Source organism: Micromonospora sp. NPDC048063 (assembly GCF_043202855.1).
GTDB lineage: Bacteria > Actinomycetota > Actinomycetes > Mycobacteriales > Micromonosporaceae > Micromonospora.
This window is the reverse complement of the sequence record NZ_JBIDBG010000013.1, coordinates 78,981-95,792: the sequence shown is the minus strand read 5'-3', so window position 1 is coordinate 95,792 and position 16,812 is coordinate 78,981. Positions and strand designations below refer to the sequence as shown.

Genomic DNA, 16,812 nt, shown 5'->3' with positions numbered 1-16,812 from the left:
AGGCTCTGTGACGACGCTGCGGAGCGCGGTCGACCCGTCCTCGCCCGACTACCGGGCCAACCGGGCGGCCCTGCTGGAGCGCCTCGCCGAGCTGGAGGCCGCTCTCGACCAGGCCCGGGCCGGCGGCGGGGAGAAGTACGTGACCCGCCACCACCGGCGGGGCAAGCTGCTGCCCCGGGAGCGGATCGAGCTGCTGCTCGACCGGGACAGCCCGTTCCTGGAGCTGTCCCCGGTGGCGGCGTACGGCACCGACTTCCCCGTCGGGGCGAGCGTGGTGACCGGCATCGGGGTGGTCGAGGGCGTCGAGTGCCTCGTCGTCGCGAACGACCCGACGGTACGCGGCGGCGCGGTGAACCCGTGGTCGCTGGCCAAGACCCGCCGGGCCGGCGAGATCGCCCTGGCCAACCGGCTGCCGATGGTGAACCTGGTCGAGTCGGCCGGCGCCGACCTGCCCACCCAGGCGGAGATCTTCATCCCGGGCGGCCGGGTGTTCCGCGACCTGACCCGGCTCTCGGCGGCGAAGATCCCCACGGTCAGCGTGGTCTTCGGCAACGCCACCGCCGGGGGCGCGTACGTCCCGGGGATGTCCGACCACGTGATCATGATCCGGGACCGGTCGCAGGTCTACCTGGCCGGGCCGCCGCTGGTGAAGATGGCCACCGGCGAGGTCACCGACGACGAGTCCCTCGGCGGGGCGGCCATGCACGCCAGCACGTCCGGCCTGGCCGACTTCCTCGCCGCCGACGAGCGGGACGGCATCCGGCTGGCCCGGCAGTGCGTACGCCGGCTCAACTGGCGCAAGCAGGGGTCACCGCCGCGCAACCCGTTCCCGCCGCCCCCGAGGTACGACCCGGAGGAGCTGCTCGGCATCGCCAGCGCCGACCTGAAGGTGCCGTTCGACCCGCGCGAGGTGCTGGCCCGGGTGCTCGACGACAGCGCCTTCGACGAGTTCAAACCCAACTACGGCACCGCCCTGGTCACAGGCTGGGGCGAGCTGCACGGGTGGCCGGTCGGGGTGCTGGCCAACGCGCGGGGCGTGCTGTTCAGCGAGGAGGCGCAGAAGGCGGCGCAGTTCATCCAGCTCGCCAACGCCGCCGACACCCCGCTGGTCTTCCTCCAGAACACCACCGGCTACATGGTGGGCACCGAGTACGAGCAGCGCGGCATCATCAAGCATGGCGCCCTGATGATCAACGCGGTGTCGAACTCGACCGTGCCGCACCTGACGGTGAACCTCGGCGCCTCCTACGGCGCCGGCAACTACGGCATGTGCGGCCGGGCGTACGAGCCACGGTTCCTGTTCACCTGGCCGAACGCCAGGTCGGCCGTGATGGGTCCGGCGCAGCTCGCCGGCGTGCTGTCCATCGTGGCCCGGCAGGCCGCCGCCGCCCGGGGCCGGGACTACGACGAGGAGTCCGACGCCGCGATGCGGATGATGGTCGAGCAGCAGATCGAGTCCCAGTCCGGCGCGCTCTTCCTCTCCGGCCGGCTCTACGACGACGGGGTGATCGACCCCCGGGACACCCGTACCGTCCTCGGGCTCTGCCTGTCGGCGATCCACAACGCACCGGTGCGGGGCGCCGACGGCTTCGGCGTCTTCCGGATGTAGGGAGCGCGCTCATGATCACCCGACTCCTCGTGGCCAACCGGGGCGAGATCGCCCGCCGGGTCTTCGCCACCTGCCGGGCGCTCGGCATCGGGACGGTGGCCGTGCACGCCGACGCCGACGCCGACGCGCCGTTCGTCGCCGAGGCCGACCACGCCGTCCGGCTGCCCGGGAACACGCCCGCCGAGACGTACCTGCGGACGGACCTGATCCTCGACGCGGCCCGGAAGGCCGGTGCGGACGCGGTCCACCCCGGCTACGGCTTCCTCGCCGAGAGTGCCGGGTTCGCCACGGCGGTGACCGACGCGGGGCTGACCTGGGTCGGTCCGCCGGCCAAGGCGATCGCCGCCATGGGCGACAAGGTGGCGGCCAAGGCCCTGCTCGCCGAGGCGGGCGTGCCGATGCTGCCGACCTGGACCGACGCCGACGAGATCGCGGACTTCCCGGTACTGGTCAAGGCGTCGGCCGGCGGCGGCGGGCGCGGCATGCGCGTCGTCCGCGACCCCGCCGCGCTGGCCGAGGCCGTCGCCTCCGCGCGCCGCGAGGCGGCGGCGGCGTTCGGCGACGGCACGGTCTTCGTCGAGCGGTACGTCGAGCGGGGCCGGCACGTCGAGGTGCAGATCTTCGGCGACACGCACGGAACGGTGGTCGCCCTCGGCGTGCGGGACTGCTCGATCCAGCGCCGCCACCAGAAGATCGTCGAGGAGGCCCCCGGAGTCGTTCCCGCCGAGGTGCGGCAGCGGCTGCACGAGGCGGCGACGGCCGCCGGCCGGGCGGTCGACTACGTCGGCGCCGGCACGGTCGAGTTCCTGCTCGAGCCCGACGGGGAGATCTACTTCCTGGAGATGAACACCCGCCTCCAGGTCGAGCACCCGGTCACCGAGCTGACCACCGGCCTGGACCTGGTCCGGCTGCAACTGCTCGTCGCCGAGGGCGAGCCGCTGCCGGTGGCGGCGACCCCGCCGGCACAGGGCCACGCGATCGAGGTACGCCTCTGCGCCGAGGACCCCGCACAGGGGTACCGGCCGGCGACCGGCACCCTGCACCGGCTCGCCCTGCCCGGCGTGGCGGCCGAGTTCGGGCCGCTGGCCGGGCCGGGCCTGCGGCTGGACTCGGGCGTGGTCGACGGCTCCGTGGTGGGCGTCCACTACGACTCGATGCTCGCCAAGGTGATCGCCTGGGCGCCCACCCGCGCCGAGGCGGCCCGGGCGCTGGCCGGCGTGCTGGCCCGCGCCGAGTTGCACGGGGTGGTCACCAACCGGGACCTGCTGGTCCGTGTCCTGCGCAGCCGGGAGTTCGCCGCCGTCGACGTCGACACCGGTTTCCTGGACCGGCACCCCGAGGTCTTCGCCCCGCTGCTGCCCGCCGATCAGCTCCCCCTGGTCGCGCTGGCGGCGGCCCTCGCCTCGGCCGCCGCCCGCTGCGCCTCGGCTCCGGTGCTGGCCGGGCTCCCCTCGGGCTGGCGCAACGTGCCGGCGTTCCCGCAGTTCACCCGCTTCACCAGCCCGGACGGCGAGATCGAGGTCCGCTACCGCCTGGACCGCTCGGGCGGCCTCGCCGAGTGGTCGGTGTCGCCGGGCACCGGCTCCACCGCCCGCGCCGGTGGGCCGACCCCGGACGGAGCGGCCCCGTCAGGCGGGCCGGCGTCGAACGGTTCGGCCCCGGCAGACGGGCCGACGCCGGTGGTGAGCCTGGTCGAGGCCGCCCCCGACCGGGTGGTGCTCGACGTCGACGGCGTGCGGCGGGCCTACCGCGTACGCCGGGCCGGGTCGGCGGTCTTCGTGGACGGCCCGGACGGGGCGGCGGGCCTGGCCGAGCTGCCGCGCTTCCCGGAGCCCACCACGGAGCTGGCGGCCGGGTCGCTGGTCGCGCCGCTGCCCGGCGCGGTGACCCGGGTGCACGCCGAGGTCGGCCAGCGGGTGGCGGCCGGCGACCTGCTGCTGACCCTGGAGGCGATGAAGCTCGAACATCCCGTGCTCGCCCCGACCGACGGTGTGGTCGCCGAGCTGCCGGTGCCCGCCGGCGGGCAGGTCGACACGGGCACCGTGCTGGCCGTGGTCGACCCCGAGTGATCCTGGAGGGCCCTGCGATGAACTTCGACCTCACCCCCGAGCAGGAGCAGCTCCGCGACGCGGTCCGCGCGCTGGGCCGGCGGTACGGCCACGACTACTTCGTCACCCGGGCCAAGGCCGGCCAGCACACCACCGAGCTGTGGGACGAGGCCGGCCGGCTGGGCTACCTGGGGGTCAACGTGCCCACCGGGTACGGCGGCGGCGGGGGCGGGATCACCGAGCTGGCCATCGTCTGCGAGGAGCTGGCGGCGGCCGGCTGCCCGCTGCTGCTGCTCGTGGTCTCCCCCGCCATCGCCGCCACGGTGATCGCCAGGCACGGCACCGAGGAGCAGCGCAGGCGCTACCTGCCCGGCTTCGCCGACGGCTCGCTGAAGGTGGTCTTCGCGATCACCGAGCCGGAGGCCGGGTCGAACTTCCACCGGCTGGGCACGGTGGCCCGCCGCGACGGCGACGACTGGTTGGTCTCCGGCCGCAAGTGCTACGTCTCCGGCGTCGACGAGGCGTCGTACGTGCTGGTGGTGGCGCGGGTCGCTGTCGAAGACGGCCAAGCCGGCGCAGGGGACGCGGCTCCGCAGAAACTGAAACCGGCGCTGTTCATGGTGCCGACCGACGCGCCGGGGCTGACCCGGTCCAAGCTGGACATGGAGATCGTGTCCCCGGAGAACCAGTTCCTGCTCTACCTCGACGACGTGCGGGTGCCCGCCGACGCGCTGGTCGGCGAGTCCCTGGACGCCGGCCTGCCGGCGTTGTTCGCCGGGCTCAACCCGGAGCGGATCACGGTCGCCGCGATGGGCGCCGGCACCGGCCGGTACGCCATCGAGCGGGCCTCGGAGTACACCGCCGCCCGCAAGGTCTGGGGCGGCCGGAGCATCGGCTCGCACCAGGGCGTCGCGCACCCGTTGGCGCACGCGGCCGTGCAGGTCGAGCTGGCCCGGCTGATGATCTACAAGGCGGCCACCCTCTACGACGCCGGCCGGGACCTGGAGGCCGGGGTGGCCGGCAACATGGCCAAGTACGCGGCCGGGGAGGCGGCGGCGCTGGCCGTCGACACCGCCGTCCAGGTGCACGGCGGGGCCGGCATGACCACCGAGTACGGGGTGGCGACGCTGCTCGGCGCGGTGCGGGCCGGCCGAATCGCCCCGGTCAGCCGGGAGATGATCCTCAACTTCGTCGCCCAGCACGTCCTCGGCCAGGACAAGTCGTACTGACGGTGGGGCCGGGGTACGGCGGGCGCCCGATCGCCCGCCGTACCCCGGGTCCTCAGCGGATGGTCAGCGAACCGACCGCCGGCAGCGGCGCGACCACCGGCGGGAGCCGCTTCGGCTCGCCCCGGCCCGGCGCGCCCGCGGCCGCGAGGGCACTCTTCGACGACTCCGCCCGCCGCGTCGCCCCCGGGTTCTGGGGCGGCTCGGCGAACGGCTGGACGTCGCCCGTGCAGACCGTGCCCTTCGCCGGCAGCGTGCCCCGGACCAGGTAGGCGTCCACCGCGCCGGTCACGCAGGCCGAGGTCCCGTACGCGGTGTGCCCCCAGCTGTCGCTGCTCAGCAGGCGGCTGTTCGGCAACAGCCTGGCCGCGCCGACCGCGCCCCGGTAGTTGGTCGACGGGTCCCAGTAGTTGCCGACCACCAGCACCGGCGCGGCGGTGCGCCGGTTGAACGGGCCCAGGTAGGCGTCCTCGTCCCGCACCGTCCACGTCTGCCGGGCGCAGGGCGAGCTGCCCCAGGTCCACAGCCGCCCGAAGTACGGGTCCCGCCTGTCGGCCTTCGCCGCCAGCGCCGGGAACGAGGCGGCGTCCGCCGGGTGGTAGGCGTCGGTGCAGTCCACCCCGAGGAACGTCTCCAGCCCGTTGTCGTACGGGAAGTCGTACCGGCGGGCCTGCTCGCGGGCCGTGGCGGCGCGCCGGACCACGTCGGCGCGCGCCTGCTGGCGGGCGGTCGCGCCCGACGCCGGGTCGGTGAGCACCAGCAGCTCGGCGGTGAGGCCGACGACCTGGTCGTAGCCGGCGGGGCTGTAGAGCGCGCCCAGGGTGGCGGAGACGAAGTCGGCGTAGCTGACGCGGACGAGGCCCAGGTCGGGATCCTCGATCACCAGCGGCTTGGCCCGCAGCCGCTGCGCCACCAGCTCGAACGACGCGAGCGGGTCGCCCTGGGCCAGCGGGCAGACCTCCGCGCCGGCCCTGTCGCAGCGCACCAGGATCTCCCGCAGCGCCTTGTACGCGCCCTGCGCGCTGCGCAGCCGGTCCTCCTGCGACAGCGTGCGCGCCCTGCCCCGGCCGACCCAGGCGTCCGCGTCGAGCACGCCGTCGATGGCCAGGGCACGGACCCGGTCCGGGAACATGTTGGCGTAGTACTGGCCGAGCGCGCTGCCGTAGCTGAAGCCGAGGTAGGTCAGCTTCGGGTCGCCGACGGCGCGGCGCAGCACGTCCATGTCCCGGGCGACCTCGGCGGTCGACATCGCGCCGGTCAGCGGCCGGCCCGTGCTGGAGCAGCCCTTCCCGACGGCCTTCGACGACGCGACGTACGCCTTCTCCTCGGCCCGCGTCCACGGAAACGCCACGTTGAGCCCGGCGTAGGCCCGGGTCTGCTCCTTGACCGACGGGAAGCACCTGACCTGCTGGCTCGCGCCGACGCCGCGCGGATCCACGCCGACGATGTCGAACCGGTCGAGCACCTCGTCACCGAGGAAGTACGGCGCGGCGAGCGCGACGTCGGTGCCGGAGCCGCCGGGCCCGCCCGGGTTCAGGAAGAGGCTGCCGATCCTGCGCTGCTGGTCGCGGGCCTTCACCCGCAGCACGGCGATCTCGGTCGTCGGGCCGTTCGGCCGGTCGTAGTCCAACGGGAGCCGGACGGTGGCGCACTCGGCGTAGTCGTAGCAGGCGTACCAGTCCAGGTCGGGCGTGGGCACCCGGTCGACCCGGCGTGCCTCCTCGGGGCTGGTCCGGTCGGACGTGGCCGGGCGACCCCAGCCGGTCGGGGACGGTGCGGCGGCGGCGGGCGCGACCGCCGATCCGGCGAGGATGACGCCGGCGATACCGGCGGCGGCGAGGGACCGGGTTCGTCGTGGCATGTGGACCCTTCCGGTGGACGACAGGACGGGTCGGGGCGAGGCCCGACCCTTCGCACTCTAGGGATCGCGGGCGATGAATACCGCCCGAAGAGGGGCCGCATATCCGACAATCCGTCGAACCGGTGTAACGAGTTCCCGACGACCGACGCTGTTCTCGCCCGACCCGGCGGACGGCCACAACTCCCACGGACCGGGCCCGACCGCACCGGCGGGCTCGACCGCAGCGGCCGGCCCGACCGCACCTGGCCCAGCCGCCCGGCAGGTCCGGCTAGTCGATGCCGGCCATCCAGGCGGGCGTGGACGCGTCCGGCTCGCCCGGCACGTGGTCGTCCACCACCCGCCAGCCGTCGGGCCCCTCACGGAGCAGCAGGAAGCCGACGACCTCGCTGGACGGGGCTCCCACGCCGTAGACGTCGCCACCGTCCACAGTGGCCACCTTGATCGCACAGACCGCGTCCGGGTCGGGTTTCGCCTGCGCGCACTGCCCCACGTAGCGGGCCCCGGAGGCGGCCGAGAGGTGGCGGGCCACCGCCTGGTCCACGCTGGCGAACCCACCGCCGCCCGGGGACGACGCCTCGGGCGTGGTGGTGCCCCCGGCGGCCGGCGTCGGGCCGGTCACCGTCTCGGGTGGACGGTCGGGCCCGCAGGCGGCCAGCGCGCCCGACACCAGCACGGCGGCGACGATCCGGCAGAACCGGGACACCGGCGCTCCTCTCTCCGGGAAACGACCTGCACCGGAGATCATCGCACCGGCGGTGGCGCCTCCGGTTGACAGCGGCCCCCGGGTGGACATGCTGGACGGGTGAGGTTTCCCAGACCCGACGCGCGGACGAAGGCGGTCGTCGCGGCACTGGCTGCGGTCTCGCTGCTGGCGACGCTGGTCGTGCGCGGTCGTCAGGATCTCCTCGGAGTGGCCCTGGCGCTGCTCTGCGTCCTGATGGCGATGATCGCGGCGGTGTCGGTGGCGGCGGCCCGCCAGGAGGGCGGGCGGCGACCGGCGGTCACGCCGACCGTCCCTGGGCAGCCGGCGGGCGGCCTGTACGGCATCGACGCCGACACGCTGGAGACGCTGGACGGCCGGGAGGCGGTCCGCGCGATGCGGGAGCGCCACCGGGGGCGCGGCTCAGCGACCGGTGAGGGTGGGTGACACGAGCGCGTCCAGCCCGCGCCCGGCCAGGCAGCGGTACGTCCGGTCGGCGTCGACCGTCGGGGGCAGCACCTCCAGGTTCCAGCCGTCGGCGTGGCCCATCCCGCTGGTGAGCCGGAAGGTGGTCTCGTTGCAGACCCGGCGCACCGCCGGGGCCTCGCTGACCCGGGTGTGGTCCGCGCCGACCAGGGTGTCGGGGAGCCTGCCCTCGGCGTAGCTCTCCCAGGTGTGGTCGCCGTCGCAGGACACCCGGGCCGCCCTGGCCCGCGCGCCACGCACCTCCATCGGCCCGAAGCACTCCAGCTCGTCGGCGCAGCCCGCCCCGTCGGGCAACCCGGTGGCCGCGGCGCAGGCGGGCAGCACCCCGCTCGTCGCGGCCACGTCGGCCGTCGGGGACGGGGCCGGGGTGGCCGCCGGGCCGGCGAGCCAGGCGCCGGCGCTGGCCGAGGCGGCCAGCGCGACCATCCCGGCGCCGCCGAGGAACCAGCGCCGCCGACGCCGCCGGTCGGAGGTGGGCACCGTCGGGTGCATGTCCTCCACCGGTGGCCGGGGCGCGGGCCGGGTCGTGCGGCCGGCAGTGTACGGGCCGGAGGCGGCGGGACCGCCGCTGACCGGGGAGCCCGGCGCCGGTGCGCCGCCAACCGGCGGGCCGGCCGGGTCGAGCGGCAGGCCGACCAGCAGGTCGCGCAGCTCGACGGCCGACGGGCGCTCCCCCGGGTCGTTGGACATGCCGACCCGGAGCACGTCGATCAGCTCGTCCGGCACGCCGGGCAGGCCGGGGACCGGCTGGTGGAACATCTCCAGCACCGTCACCAGGCTGGGATTGCGCTCGGACTGCCAGCGCGGTGGGCGCCCGTGCATGACCGCGTAGAGGGTCGCGCAGAGGGCGTAGACGTCGACGGCGGGAGATGGCGGCGCGTGGTTGAACATCTCCGGCGGCGCGTACGCCGGGGTGAGCACCTCCAGGGCGACCGAGGCGTCACGCATCTCGGCCACCACGGCCAGCCCGAAGTCGGCCAGCACCGCCGAGTTGAAGTGCGAGTAGAGGATGTTCGCCGGCTTGACGTCGCGGTGCAGCACGCCGGCCGCGTGCGAGTGGGCGACCGCGTCGGCGATCTTGACGCCGAGGTCGCGGGCCTCGGCCGGCCCGAGCGGCGACGTCCGCATCCGCTCCGCGTACGAGCCGTCGCAGAGTTCCATGATCAGGTAGGGGTGCTGGTCGACCGTGACCCCGACGTCGAAGAGGTCCACCACGTGCGGGTGGGACGACATCCGCCCGGCGGCCCGCGCCTCGCGCAGGAACCGGGCCTGGTCCCGTTCGCTGTCCAGGGTGCGATTCTCCACCTTGACCGCGACCTCGCGCCCCACCGAGATCTGGGTCGCCTTGTAGATGGTCGCGTAGCCTCCCCGGGCGAAGACCCTCAAATCAGTCAGACCGGGCACAATGGGCAACGGCAGGGCACCGGGCGGGGTCGCGGTCACAGTTCTAGAAAATACCCAACCGGACGGGCTGCTCAGTGCACCGCGTCGGGGGCCGGGGCGGCACCAGCGGAAAGACGGCTCCCACCCCCGCCGGCCACCGGGCCCGCGCGCCGTGCGTCCCACCAGAGCCCGGCGGCGGTCGCCACCGCGCCGAGGCCCTCCCAGGCGGCCACCCCGAAGAACCGGCCGGGCGCGATGTCCGCCAGCACCGCGATGGCGAACACGGTGAACGTGACCAGCCGGAACACCACCGTGAAATGGTAGAACGGGCGCCACTCGGTCGCGGTGGCGAGCAGGTAGTAGACCCCCATGTTGAACGAGGCCATCGAGGACGCCAGGAGGAAGGTGCCGGTGTGGTCACCGGCCGCGCGGGTCGCCGGCACCTCGAAGCCGAGCAGGCGCAGCAGCGCCTCGGGCCAGAGCAGCCCGACCACGCCCATGAGCAGGGCCAGCACGCCGAAGACCGCGATCGTCCATCCCGCGGCCGAACGCGGCAACCTCATCCCGGCCCCTCCCAGACCCGGCGCGGTCGACATCGGACCGCCCCTCCGGCCTGACACGCTAGCGGCCACCCCCGACATGCCACATCACCGGAACCGCCAGACCTGCCCGGGCCGGGGCCCCGCCGAGCCGGCCAGGAGTCAGCCGGTGGCGAGGCGGGCGCGGAGGGCGTCGGCGGCGGCGCGCTCGCTGCGCTGCTCGGTCCCGTACGCCAGGCGCACCGCCTCCTCGGCGGCGGCCAGCGCCTCCGTCGGCCGGCCGCACGCGGCCAGCGCCTCGGCGAGCACCATCGCGCCGACCACCTGGCTGCGCACGTCCTCCGCCGGGGCGGCGACCGCCCGCCGGGCCCAGTCCAGCGCCTGCTCGCGCTGGCCGTGGGCGAGCAGCGCGGCGGCGTACCGGGCCATCGTCTGGCGGCGGGAGAAGAGCAGCGAGGGCACGGTCGCGGCGACGGTGGCGACCGGGGCGAGCAGCCCGACCGCGGTGGCGGAGTCGCCCGCGGCCAGCCGGGCGGTGGCCAGCAGCACCCGGGGCGCCACCTGGGCGGGCGCCTGCGGGTTGTGCGGCTCGACGGCGGTCAGCACCGAGCGGGCGGCGCGTTCGGCCGTGTCGTAGTCGCCCATGTCCAGCGCCACGAACCCCCGCAGCGTGCCGGCCATGCCGGTGAGCAGCGGGTGCGACGTCCGATGGGCGTACCGCAGCGCGTCGGTGAGCAGGTCGGCGGCGTGTTCCGGCTCGCCCAGCCCGCGCGCCACCACCCCCCGGACGACCAGCGCGAAGCCCTGCCCCCAGTCGTCGGAGGCGGCGGCGAACTCCCGGTACGCGCGGCGGGCCCCCCGGTCCGCCTCGGCCAGCTCGCCCAGCTCGGCGGTGGCGTACGCCTCCACCGCCCGCAGCGTGCCCACCGCCCACGCCTCGCCGACCCGCTCGCCGAACGGCAGGAAGACCCGCGCCATCCGGCACGCCTCCCGCAGCCGGCCCGCCAGCAGCCGGGCGAACGCGGTGGTGCCCCGCAGCCACGCCCGCCCGTACGGGTCCTTCAGCTCGGCGAAGAGGCGGGCGGCCCGGCCGAGCACCGCGTCGGTCCCGGCGAAGTCGCCCCGGGTGGTGGTGACCCAGGCCAGGTTCTGCAACGACCACGCCTGCCCCCGGCGGTCCTGCGCCTGGCGGCTCACCTGGTACGAGGCGGCGAGCCGGCTGCTCGCCTGCCCCAGCCGCCCGGCGATGAAGTCGGCCATGCCGAGGCGGCGCATCGCCGAGGCACGCAGGGTCGGCAGGCCGCCGTCGGTGGCCACCTGCAACGCCTCCTGCCAGCAGGCCGCCGACCGCGCCTGGTCGCCCATGGTCTGGTGGGCCTGCCCGGCGAGCAGCAGCGCGCTGGCCCGGACGGCCGACTCGTCGCCGGCGTTGGCCGCGATCTTCTCGGCGGAGGCGAGCGCGTCGGCGGGCCGGCCGATCTGGAGCAGCGCCCGGGCGTGCACCACCCGGTCGGCCGCCGGCACCCCGTCGCGGGCCAGCTCGGCGGCGCGTTCGGCGTACTCCACGGCGAGCGCGGGCTCGCCCGCCTGCAGCGACCGGCGGGCGGCCCCGCCGAGCGCGGCGACGCCCAGCGGGACGACGGTCCGCGCCGGGGCGTCCGGCCGCAGCCCGACCGCGTCGGCCAGCGCGGCGGCCCGCTCCACGTGCTGGGCCACGAAGACGTCCCGGGCCGCCCCGGTGAAGCCGCCCGGCGCGCCCGCGCCTGCGGGCGGGTCGGTCGCGGCCCAGCGGGCCAGCGCCGCGTGCCGCTCGGCCAGCTCGGCCTTGCTCACCCCGGCGTACGCGGCCTCCCGCATCAGCGGGGTGGCGAAGGCGTACCCGGTGCGGGTGCGGTGCAGCATCCGGCGTTGCAGCAGCTCCTCGACGGCCCGCTCCAGCTCGACGGCGACCACCGCCGCCGGGCGGCCGTCCCGGCCGGCCCGCTGCTCGCGCAGCGCCTCCAGCGCCCCGGCCGGCACGGTGTCGCCGACCACGGCCGCGTCCCGCAGCACCGAGCGGGCGTCGACGGGCAGCGCGTCGATACGCGCGGCGAGCACCGCGGCCAGGTCGCGGGAGAGCAGGCGGCTGCCGAGCGAGCCGGGCACCAGCCGCCAGGCCCCCGGGCTCGGGGCGTTCCGGTCGGCGACGGCGGTCAGGGCGCCCCGCTCCATCAGCAGGGTGACCAGCTCGGCCAGGTAGAACGGGTTGCCCTGGGCGGTGGCGAGCAGCCGGTCGGTGTCGGCCTGCGGCAGCCTGCCCCCGCCGAGATAGCTGGTGAGCAGCCGGGCCGCGTCGGCGCCGCGCAGCGGCGGCAGCGCGTGCACCTCGGCCTCCGACACCCGGGTCAGCGCGCCGGCGGTGCGTACCAGCTCGGGCCGGCCGAGCAGCAGCACCAGCGCCGGGCCGGCGAGCCGGGACAGGGCGAGCCCGAGCGCCCGGATGGTCTCCGCGGTCGCGTCGTGCAGGTCGTCGACGACGACCACCAGGGGCGCCTCCGCGGCGAGGGCGCTGAGCAGGTCCGCGACGGCGTTCGGCACGGCGTCGGCGTCGGCGGGCTGCTGGGGGTTGGTCCACTCGCCCTGGTCGGCCGGGCCGCCGCCGGGCAGTTCGGCGTAGCCGAGCAGGGCCATCAACTGGTCGGTGGCGACCGGGGCCGGGTCGCCACCCGCACGGCCGAGCCGCTGGTTGAGCCGGCGCAGCCGCTCCTCGACGGCCGGGCGGGTCAGCGCGGTGGCGGCGTCGTTGGGCAGGCCGACCGCCGCCCGGACCAGGTCGGCCAGGGGCGCGAGCCGGCGCCGCTCACCGAACGCGGCGCAGCGCACCGACAGCACCCGGGCGCCGGTGTGCGCGGCGTACCGGCCGGCGCCCACGTCGTAGCCGGCGGCGAGGCGTTCCACCTCGGCGGCGAACCGGGACTTGCCGAGCCCCGCCTCGGCGGTCATCAGGAGCACCCGGGGCTCGCCGCGGTCGATCACCTCGGCCAGCCGGCCGGCGACCCGGCCGATCTCGGTCTCCCGGCCGACGAACGGGGCCTCGTCACCGAGGCCGGACCGGGTGCCCGGCGCGTCCAGGAGGCCCAGCAGCTCGTACGCCTCGACCGGCTCGCGCTTGCCCTTGAGCCGCAGCGGTCGCAGCGCGCGCCAGGAGGCGACGTGCCGGGTGGCGGCGGAGGTGCGGGCCCCGGCGTAGACCGCGCCGACGGCGGCGGCGTCGGCCAGCCGGGCGGCGGTGTTCACGGTGTCGCCGATGACCGTGTACTCGATCGCGGCCTGGATGCCGGCGATCACGTCGCCGGTGTTCAGCCCGACCCGCAGGCCGAGCGGCGCGCCGCCGCCCCGCTCGTCGTCGAGCACCCGGCGGACCGCCCGCTGCATGGACAGCGCGGCGCGGACCGCCCGCTCGGCGTCGTCCTCGTGCGCCACCGGCGCGCCGAAGACCGCCATGATCCCGTCGCCGGTGAGCTTGTCGACGTGCCCGCCGAAGGTCTTGACCGCGCCGGCCAGGGCGGCGAGCACCCGGTCGGTGACCGCGCCGACCCGTTCCGGGTCGAGGTCCTCGGACCAGGAGGTGAAGTCCGACAGGTCGCCGAAGAGCACGGTGACGACGCGGCGCTCGGCGGCCGGCAGCGTCGCGGCGGCCGGCAGGGCGGCCCCGCAGTTGTGGCAGAACCGGGCGCCGGGGACGGCTACGGTTCCGCACACCGGGCAGGTCACGCTTGCTCCAACCCCGCGGCGCCCGCGCCGGATTCCCGCCCGAGGTGTTCCAGTTGGGCCCGCACCGACCACTCGGCCGCCCACCACAGCGACCGGTCGACGTCCGCGTAGACCTTCGCGACCACCTCCGCGGCGGTGGTGGCCCCCTCGGCGACCGCCGCCCGGACCTGGTCGAGGCGGGCCCGGCGGTGGGCGAGGTAGAACTCCGCGGCGGCGGCGCAGTCGGCCAGCGCCGGGCCGTGCCCCGGCAGCGCCGGGATCCCCCGGTACGTCGAGAGCAGCTCCAGGCTGGCCAGGTAGTCCCCGAGGTGCCCGTCGGGGTGGGCGACCACGGTGGTGCCCCGGCCCAGGATGGTGTCGCCGGTGAGCACGACCCGCTCGTCGCCGTGCGCGACGACGAAGCAGACCGAGTCGCCGGTGTGGCCGGGGGTCGGCACGAGCCGGATGTCCAGGCCGGGGCCGCCGAGGCCGTCGCCGGGCGTGGTCAGCGGCTCCCCGCCGAGGCTGTGCGCCGGGTCGGCCGCGCGCACGGGCACCCCGTCGAGCAGGTCACGCAGGCGGGGCGAGCCCTCGGTGTGGTCCGGGTGGCCGTGGGTGATCAGCACCAGCCCGATCGGCCCCCGCGCGGCGATCGCGGCCAGGTGCTCCTCGTCGGCCGGGCCCGGGTCGACGACGACGGCGTGCTCCTGGCCGGGGGCACGCAGCAGCCAGGTGTTGGTGCCGTCGAGCGTCATCGGCCCCGGGTTCGGGGCACGCAGCAGCGTCACCCAACCCGGCAGCTGGTCGGCGAGCGCCGCTGCCGGCGCGGTGAAGTGCCCGGTCATGGCTGCGATCGTACGGCCCCCGCCGCCACTCCCCGCGATCTTGCAGTTTCCGCCCGGGATACGTCCCACTTCACGGCTTTTGCCGGGGCGGTCAGTGCAAGATCGCGGGGTGGGCGCGGGTCAGGCGACCTCGACGATGACCTCGACCTCGACCGGGGCGTCGAGGGGGAGTTCGGCGACGCCGACGGCGGCGCGGGCGTGGCGGCCGGCCTCACCGAATACCGCGCCGAACAGGTCGGAGGCGCCGTTGATCACGCCGGGAACGGCGGTGAAGCCGGGGGCGGCGGCGACGAAGCCGGTCACCTTGACGACCTTGACGACGTTCTCCAGGCCGACCAGCGAGTCGATCGCGGCCAGCGCGTTGAGCGCGCACCGCTCGGCCAGGTCCTTCGCCTGCTCGGCGGAGACGCCGGCGCCGACCTTGCCGGTGGCGAGCAGCTTCCCCTCCGCCATCGGCAGCTGCCCGGAGACGTAGACGTGCTGCCCGGACTGCACGGCCGGCACGTAGCTGGCCACGGGCGGGACCACCTCGGGCAGCGTGTGCCCGAGCTCGGCGAGCTTCCCGTGCGGACCGTTGCTCATGCCGCCACCTCGCTCCGCTCGGCGGCGCCCCGAGGCACCGACACGCTGATCCCGATGATTCGCTCGCTCCGCCCGCTCATGCCTTCGGCCGCTTCAGGTAGGCGACGAGCTGCTCCGGGTTCGGGCCGGGAACCACGGAGACGAGTTCCCACCCGTCCTCACCCCAGTTGTCGAGGATCTGCTTGGTCGCGTGGACCAGCAGCGGGACCGTGGCGTATTCCCACTTCTGCATCGGTGGAGGGCTCCCTCTGATGGAGTACGACTCTTCGACGCACAGCCTACGGTCCGGCGGACGGTCGGGGCGCGGGACGCTGCTCCGGGGCGGTGGGCACTTCCCCGCAGGGGCCACTGTGCTCGTACGGCTGCGGGCAGCGGGACCGGTCCGGCAGCAGCAGGTCGCAGAAGACCCGGTGCCGGTTGTTCTGGTCGTCCGCGGTGGACACGGTCGTCTCGCCCGCGTCCAGTTCCGGCAGGAAGCTCAGTGACGTGGCGACGGTGCCGGCCAGCGCGGTGGCCGCCGCCAGGTCGGCGACCCGGATCGGCAGGTGGATGACGTACCCGGGCTCCTCCTCGTCCCGGCCGCGCCCGCCGGGCCGGCCAGCCGTGCGCACCGCCTCGACGGGCTGGGCGAACCGCCGGTACGACCGCTCGTTGATCGGCAGGCCGCCGGCCACGCCCTCGGTCTCGCCGGAGGAACCGGCCCCGGTCCGCCAGGCCCGGTCACCCGCCGGGAACTGTGCTCGGGGGATCTTGTCCACGTCGCGCATGCCTTGCCTCCGGACGTCGTACCTGGTCACGTCATCGCCTTGCGGGCCGGGCCCCGGTGCCCGGCCTTTCCCCCGCGCCGGTGAGAACGTAGGACCGGAGGAAGAGTCCCGCCAACAGGACGCGCACGCCCGGTCACGCCGAGTCACATATGCGACACATCCCTGGTCAGGAACGAGCCCCCACCTGCCGCCCCACGAAACCGGCCGACCGACCGCTACCCTTCCCGTCGGACGGGCGCTCGCCGGCTCGCCGCCAGCTCGATCACACTCGTCGCCGGGGCAGGCGACGACGTCGCACCCCGGGGGAAGAGATGACCCAACCACCCAGCGGCGGCCCCACCGGATCGCCGGCCGGCCAGCCGGACGTCCCGGCCGCTCCCGGCGCCGCCGTGCCGCCCACGCCGGCGGCAGCCCCGAACCCGTCGGTCCCGCCGCCCCCGGCCGGGTACCCGCCGGTCCCGCCGCCCCCGGCCGGATACCCGCCGAACCAGCCGCCCTCGCCGGCAGCAGCCCCGGACCCGTCGGTCCCGCCGCCCCCGGCCGGGTACCCGCCGTACCAGCCGCCCGCCGCACCGACGAAGAAGAAGCGCGGCGTGCTGATCGCCGCCATCGCCCTGGCCGTGATCCTGCTGCTCTGCGCCGGTGGCGGCGTCGTCACCTTCCTGACGCTGCGCAACGCCGAGAGCGGCGAGGGCGCCAAGGAGCCGGCGGTCGCCGTGGAGCAGTTCCTCACCGCCGTCTACAAGGACCGCGACGCGGGCAGGGCGGCCGCCCTGGTCTGCTCCTCGTCCCGGGACGAGGAGAAGATCGCCGCCAAGGTCGCCGAGGTCGAGAAGTACGTCTCGGCCCACCAGAACCCCCGGTTCCGGTGGAGCAGCCCGAAGGTGGACGACCAGACCGGCGACCGCGCCACGGTCACCACCAAGGTCACCATGACCACCGCCGACGAGAAGGTCGCCGACCAGGACCTGCGGTTCACCGTGGTGAAGAAGACGGGTTGGTGGGTCTGCGAGGTCGCCTGAGCCCGGCCGCTG

The 16,812-nt window shown here is 75.6% G+C and carries 14 protein-coding genes; 5 read left to right on the top strand and 9 right to left on the bottom strand.

Annotated elements, in window-relative coordinates; translation table 11 throughout:
* Positions 1-7 precede the first annotated feature (7 nt).
* Genes ACGFZ2_RS26590 through ACGFZ2_RS26580 form a run of 3 tightly spaced genes read left to right on the top strand, consistent with a single transcriptional unit; the run spans position 8 to position 4,886 of the window.
* Complete coding sequence (locus ACGFZ2_RS26590) at positions 8-1,609, top strand: acyl-CoA carboxylase subunit beta (RefSeq protein ID WP_393457974.1); 1,602 nt, start codon at positions 8-10, stop codon at positions 1,607-1,609.
* Positions 1,610-1,620: 11 nt separating this feature from the next.
* Complete coding sequence (locus tag ACGFZ2_RS26585; protein WP_393457971.1) at positions 1,621-3,678, top strand: biotin carboxylase N-terminal domain-containing protein; 2,058 nt, start codon at positions 1,621-1,623, stop codon at positions 3,676-3,678.
* Positions 3,679-3,695: 17 nt separating this feature from the next.
* Entirely contained in the window at positions 3,696-4,886 is a 1,191-nt protein-coding gene (locus tag ACGFZ2_RS26580; protein ID WP_393268427.1) for an acyl-CoA dehydrogenase family protein, read from the top strand.
* 52 nt (positions 4,887-4,938) lie between these two features.
* On the opposite strand, the gene ACGFZ2_RS26575 is transcribed toward ACGFZ2_RS26580, so the two are convergent.
* Complete coding sequence (locus tag ACGFZ2_RS26575) at positions 4,939-6,744, bottom strand: alpha/beta hydrolase (protein WP_393457968.1); 1,806 nt, start codon at positions 6,742-6,744, stop codon at positions 4,939-4,941.
* A gap of 268 nt (positions 6,745-7,012) precedes the next feature.
* Positions 7,013-7,447 (bottom strand): hypothetical protein, encoded by a 435-nt coding sequence (locus ACGFZ2_RS26570; RefSeq protein ID WP_393457965.1) that lies wholly within the window; start codon positions 7,445-7,447, stop codon positions 7,013-7,015.
* A gap of 99 nt (positions 7,448-7,546) precedes the next feature.
* Here ACGFZ2_RS26570 and ACGFZ2_RS26565 point away from each other — a divergent pair, with 99 nt between their 5' ends.
* Positions 7,547-7,891, top strand: coding sequence for a hypothetical protein (locus ACGFZ2_RS26565; RefSeq protein ID WP_393457962.1), 345 nt, complete (start codon positions 7,547-7,549; stop codon positions 7,889-7,891).
* Here ACGFZ2_RS26565 and ACGFZ2_RS26560 read toward each other — a convergent pair.
* The 7 genes from ACGFZ2_RS26560 to ACGFZ2_RS26530 form a co-directional block, all read right to left on the bottom strand.
* Positions 7,868-9,373, bottom strand: coding sequence for a protein kinase (locus tag ACGFZ2_RS26560; protein WP_393457959.1), 1,506 nt, complete (start codon positions 9,371-9,373; stop codon positions 7,868-7,870). The genes ACGFZ2_RS26565 and ACGFZ2_RS26560 overlap by 24 nt on opposite strands.
* A gap of 32 nt (positions 9,374-9,405) precedes the next feature.
* Positions 9,406-9,876 (bottom strand): hypothetical protein, encoded by a 471-nt coding sequence (locus ACGFZ2_RS26555; protein WP_393457956.1) that lies wholly within the window; start codon positions 9,874-9,876, stop codon positions 9,406-9,408.
* A gap of 138 nt (positions 9,877-10,014) precedes the next feature.
* The gene (locus tag ACGFZ2_RS26550) at positions 10,015-13,605 is read right to left on the bottom strand and encodes an adenylate/guanylate cyclase domain-containing protein (RefSeq protein WP_393457953.1); all 3,591 of its coding nucleotides are present in this window, start codon (positions 13,603-13,605) and stop codon (positions 10,015-10,017) included.
* Entirely contained in the window at positions 13,602-14,429 is an 828-nt protein-coding gene (locus ACGFZ2_RS26545) for an MBL fold metallo-hydrolase (protein WP_393457950.1), read from the bottom strand. Before ACGFZ2_RS26545 ends, ACGFZ2_RS26550 begins: the two co-directional genes overlap by 4 nt.
* A 120-nt stretch (positions 14,430-14,549) precedes the next feature.
* Positions 14,550-15,011 carry a RidA family protein gene (locus ACGFZ2_RS26540; RefSeq protein ID WP_393268440.1) on the bottom strand — a complete coding sequence of 154 codons (462 nt, stop codon included), beginning with the start codon at positions 15,009-15,011 and terminating at the stop codon, positions 14,550-14,552.
* Positions 15,012-15,087: 76 nt separating this feature from the next.
* The gene (locus tag ACGFZ2_RS26535; RefSeq protein WP_013736319.1) at positions 15,088-15,243 is read right to left on the bottom strand and encodes a DUF4177 domain-containing protein; all 156 of its coding nucleotides are present in this window, start codon (positions 15,241-15,243) and stop codon (positions 15,088-15,090) included.
* A 46-nt stretch (positions 15,244-15,289) separates the two neighbouring features.
* Positions 15,290-15,778, bottom strand: coding sequence for a hypothetical protein (locus tag ACGFZ2_RS26530; protein WP_393458093.1), 489 nt, complete (start codon positions 15,776-15,778; stop codon positions 15,290-15,292).
* 311 nt (positions 15,779-16,089) lie between these two features.
* On the opposite strand from ACGFZ2_RS26530, the gene ACGFZ2_RS26525 reads away from it, so the two are divergent.
* Entirely contained in the window at positions 16,090-16,800 is a 711-nt protein-coding gene (locus tag ACGFZ2_RS26525; RefSeq protein ID WP_393457947.1) for a hypothetical protein, read from the top strand.
* The last annotated feature ends 12 nt before the right edge of the window (positions 16,801-16,812 follow it).

Coding starts and splice junctions, on each gene's coding strand:
- ACGFZ2_RS26555 (WP_393457956.1), bottom strand. CDS start 9,876: ATGAGGTTGCCGCGTTCGGCCGCGGGATGGACGATCGCGGTCTTCGGC.
- ACGFZ2_RS26540 (WP_393268440.1), bottom strand. CDS start 15,011: ATGAGCAACGGTCCGCACGGGAAGCTCGCCGAGCTCGGGCACACGCTG.
- ACGFZ2_RS26530 (WP_393458093.1), bottom strand. CDS start 15,778: ATGCGCGACGTGGACAAGATCCCCCGAGCACAGTTCCCGGCGGGTGAC.
- ACGFZ2_RS26585 (WP_393457971.1), top strand. CDS start 1,621: ATGATCACCCGACTCCTCGTGGCCAACCGGGGCGAGATCGCCCGCCGG.
- ACGFZ2_RS26525 (WP_393457947.1), top strand. CDS start 16,090: ATGACCCAACCACCCAGCGGCGGCCCCACCGGATCGCCGGCCGGCCAG.
- ACGFZ2_RS26575 (WP_393457968.1), bottom strand. CDS start 6,744: ATGCCACGACGAACCCGGTCCCTCGCCGCCGCCGGTATCGCCGGCGTC.
- ACGFZ2_RS26580 (WP_393268427.1), top strand. CDS start 3,696: ATGAACTTCGACCTCACCCCCGAGCAGGAGCAGCTCCGCGACGCGGTC.
- ACGFZ2_RS26535 (WP_013736319.1), bottom strand. CDS start 15,243: ATGCAGAAGTGGGAATACGCCACGGTCCCGCTGCTGGTCCACGCGACC.
- ACGFZ2_RS26545 (WP_393457950.1), bottom strand. CDS start 14,429: ATGACCGGGCACTTCACCGCGCCGGCAGCGGCGCTCGCCGACCAGCTG.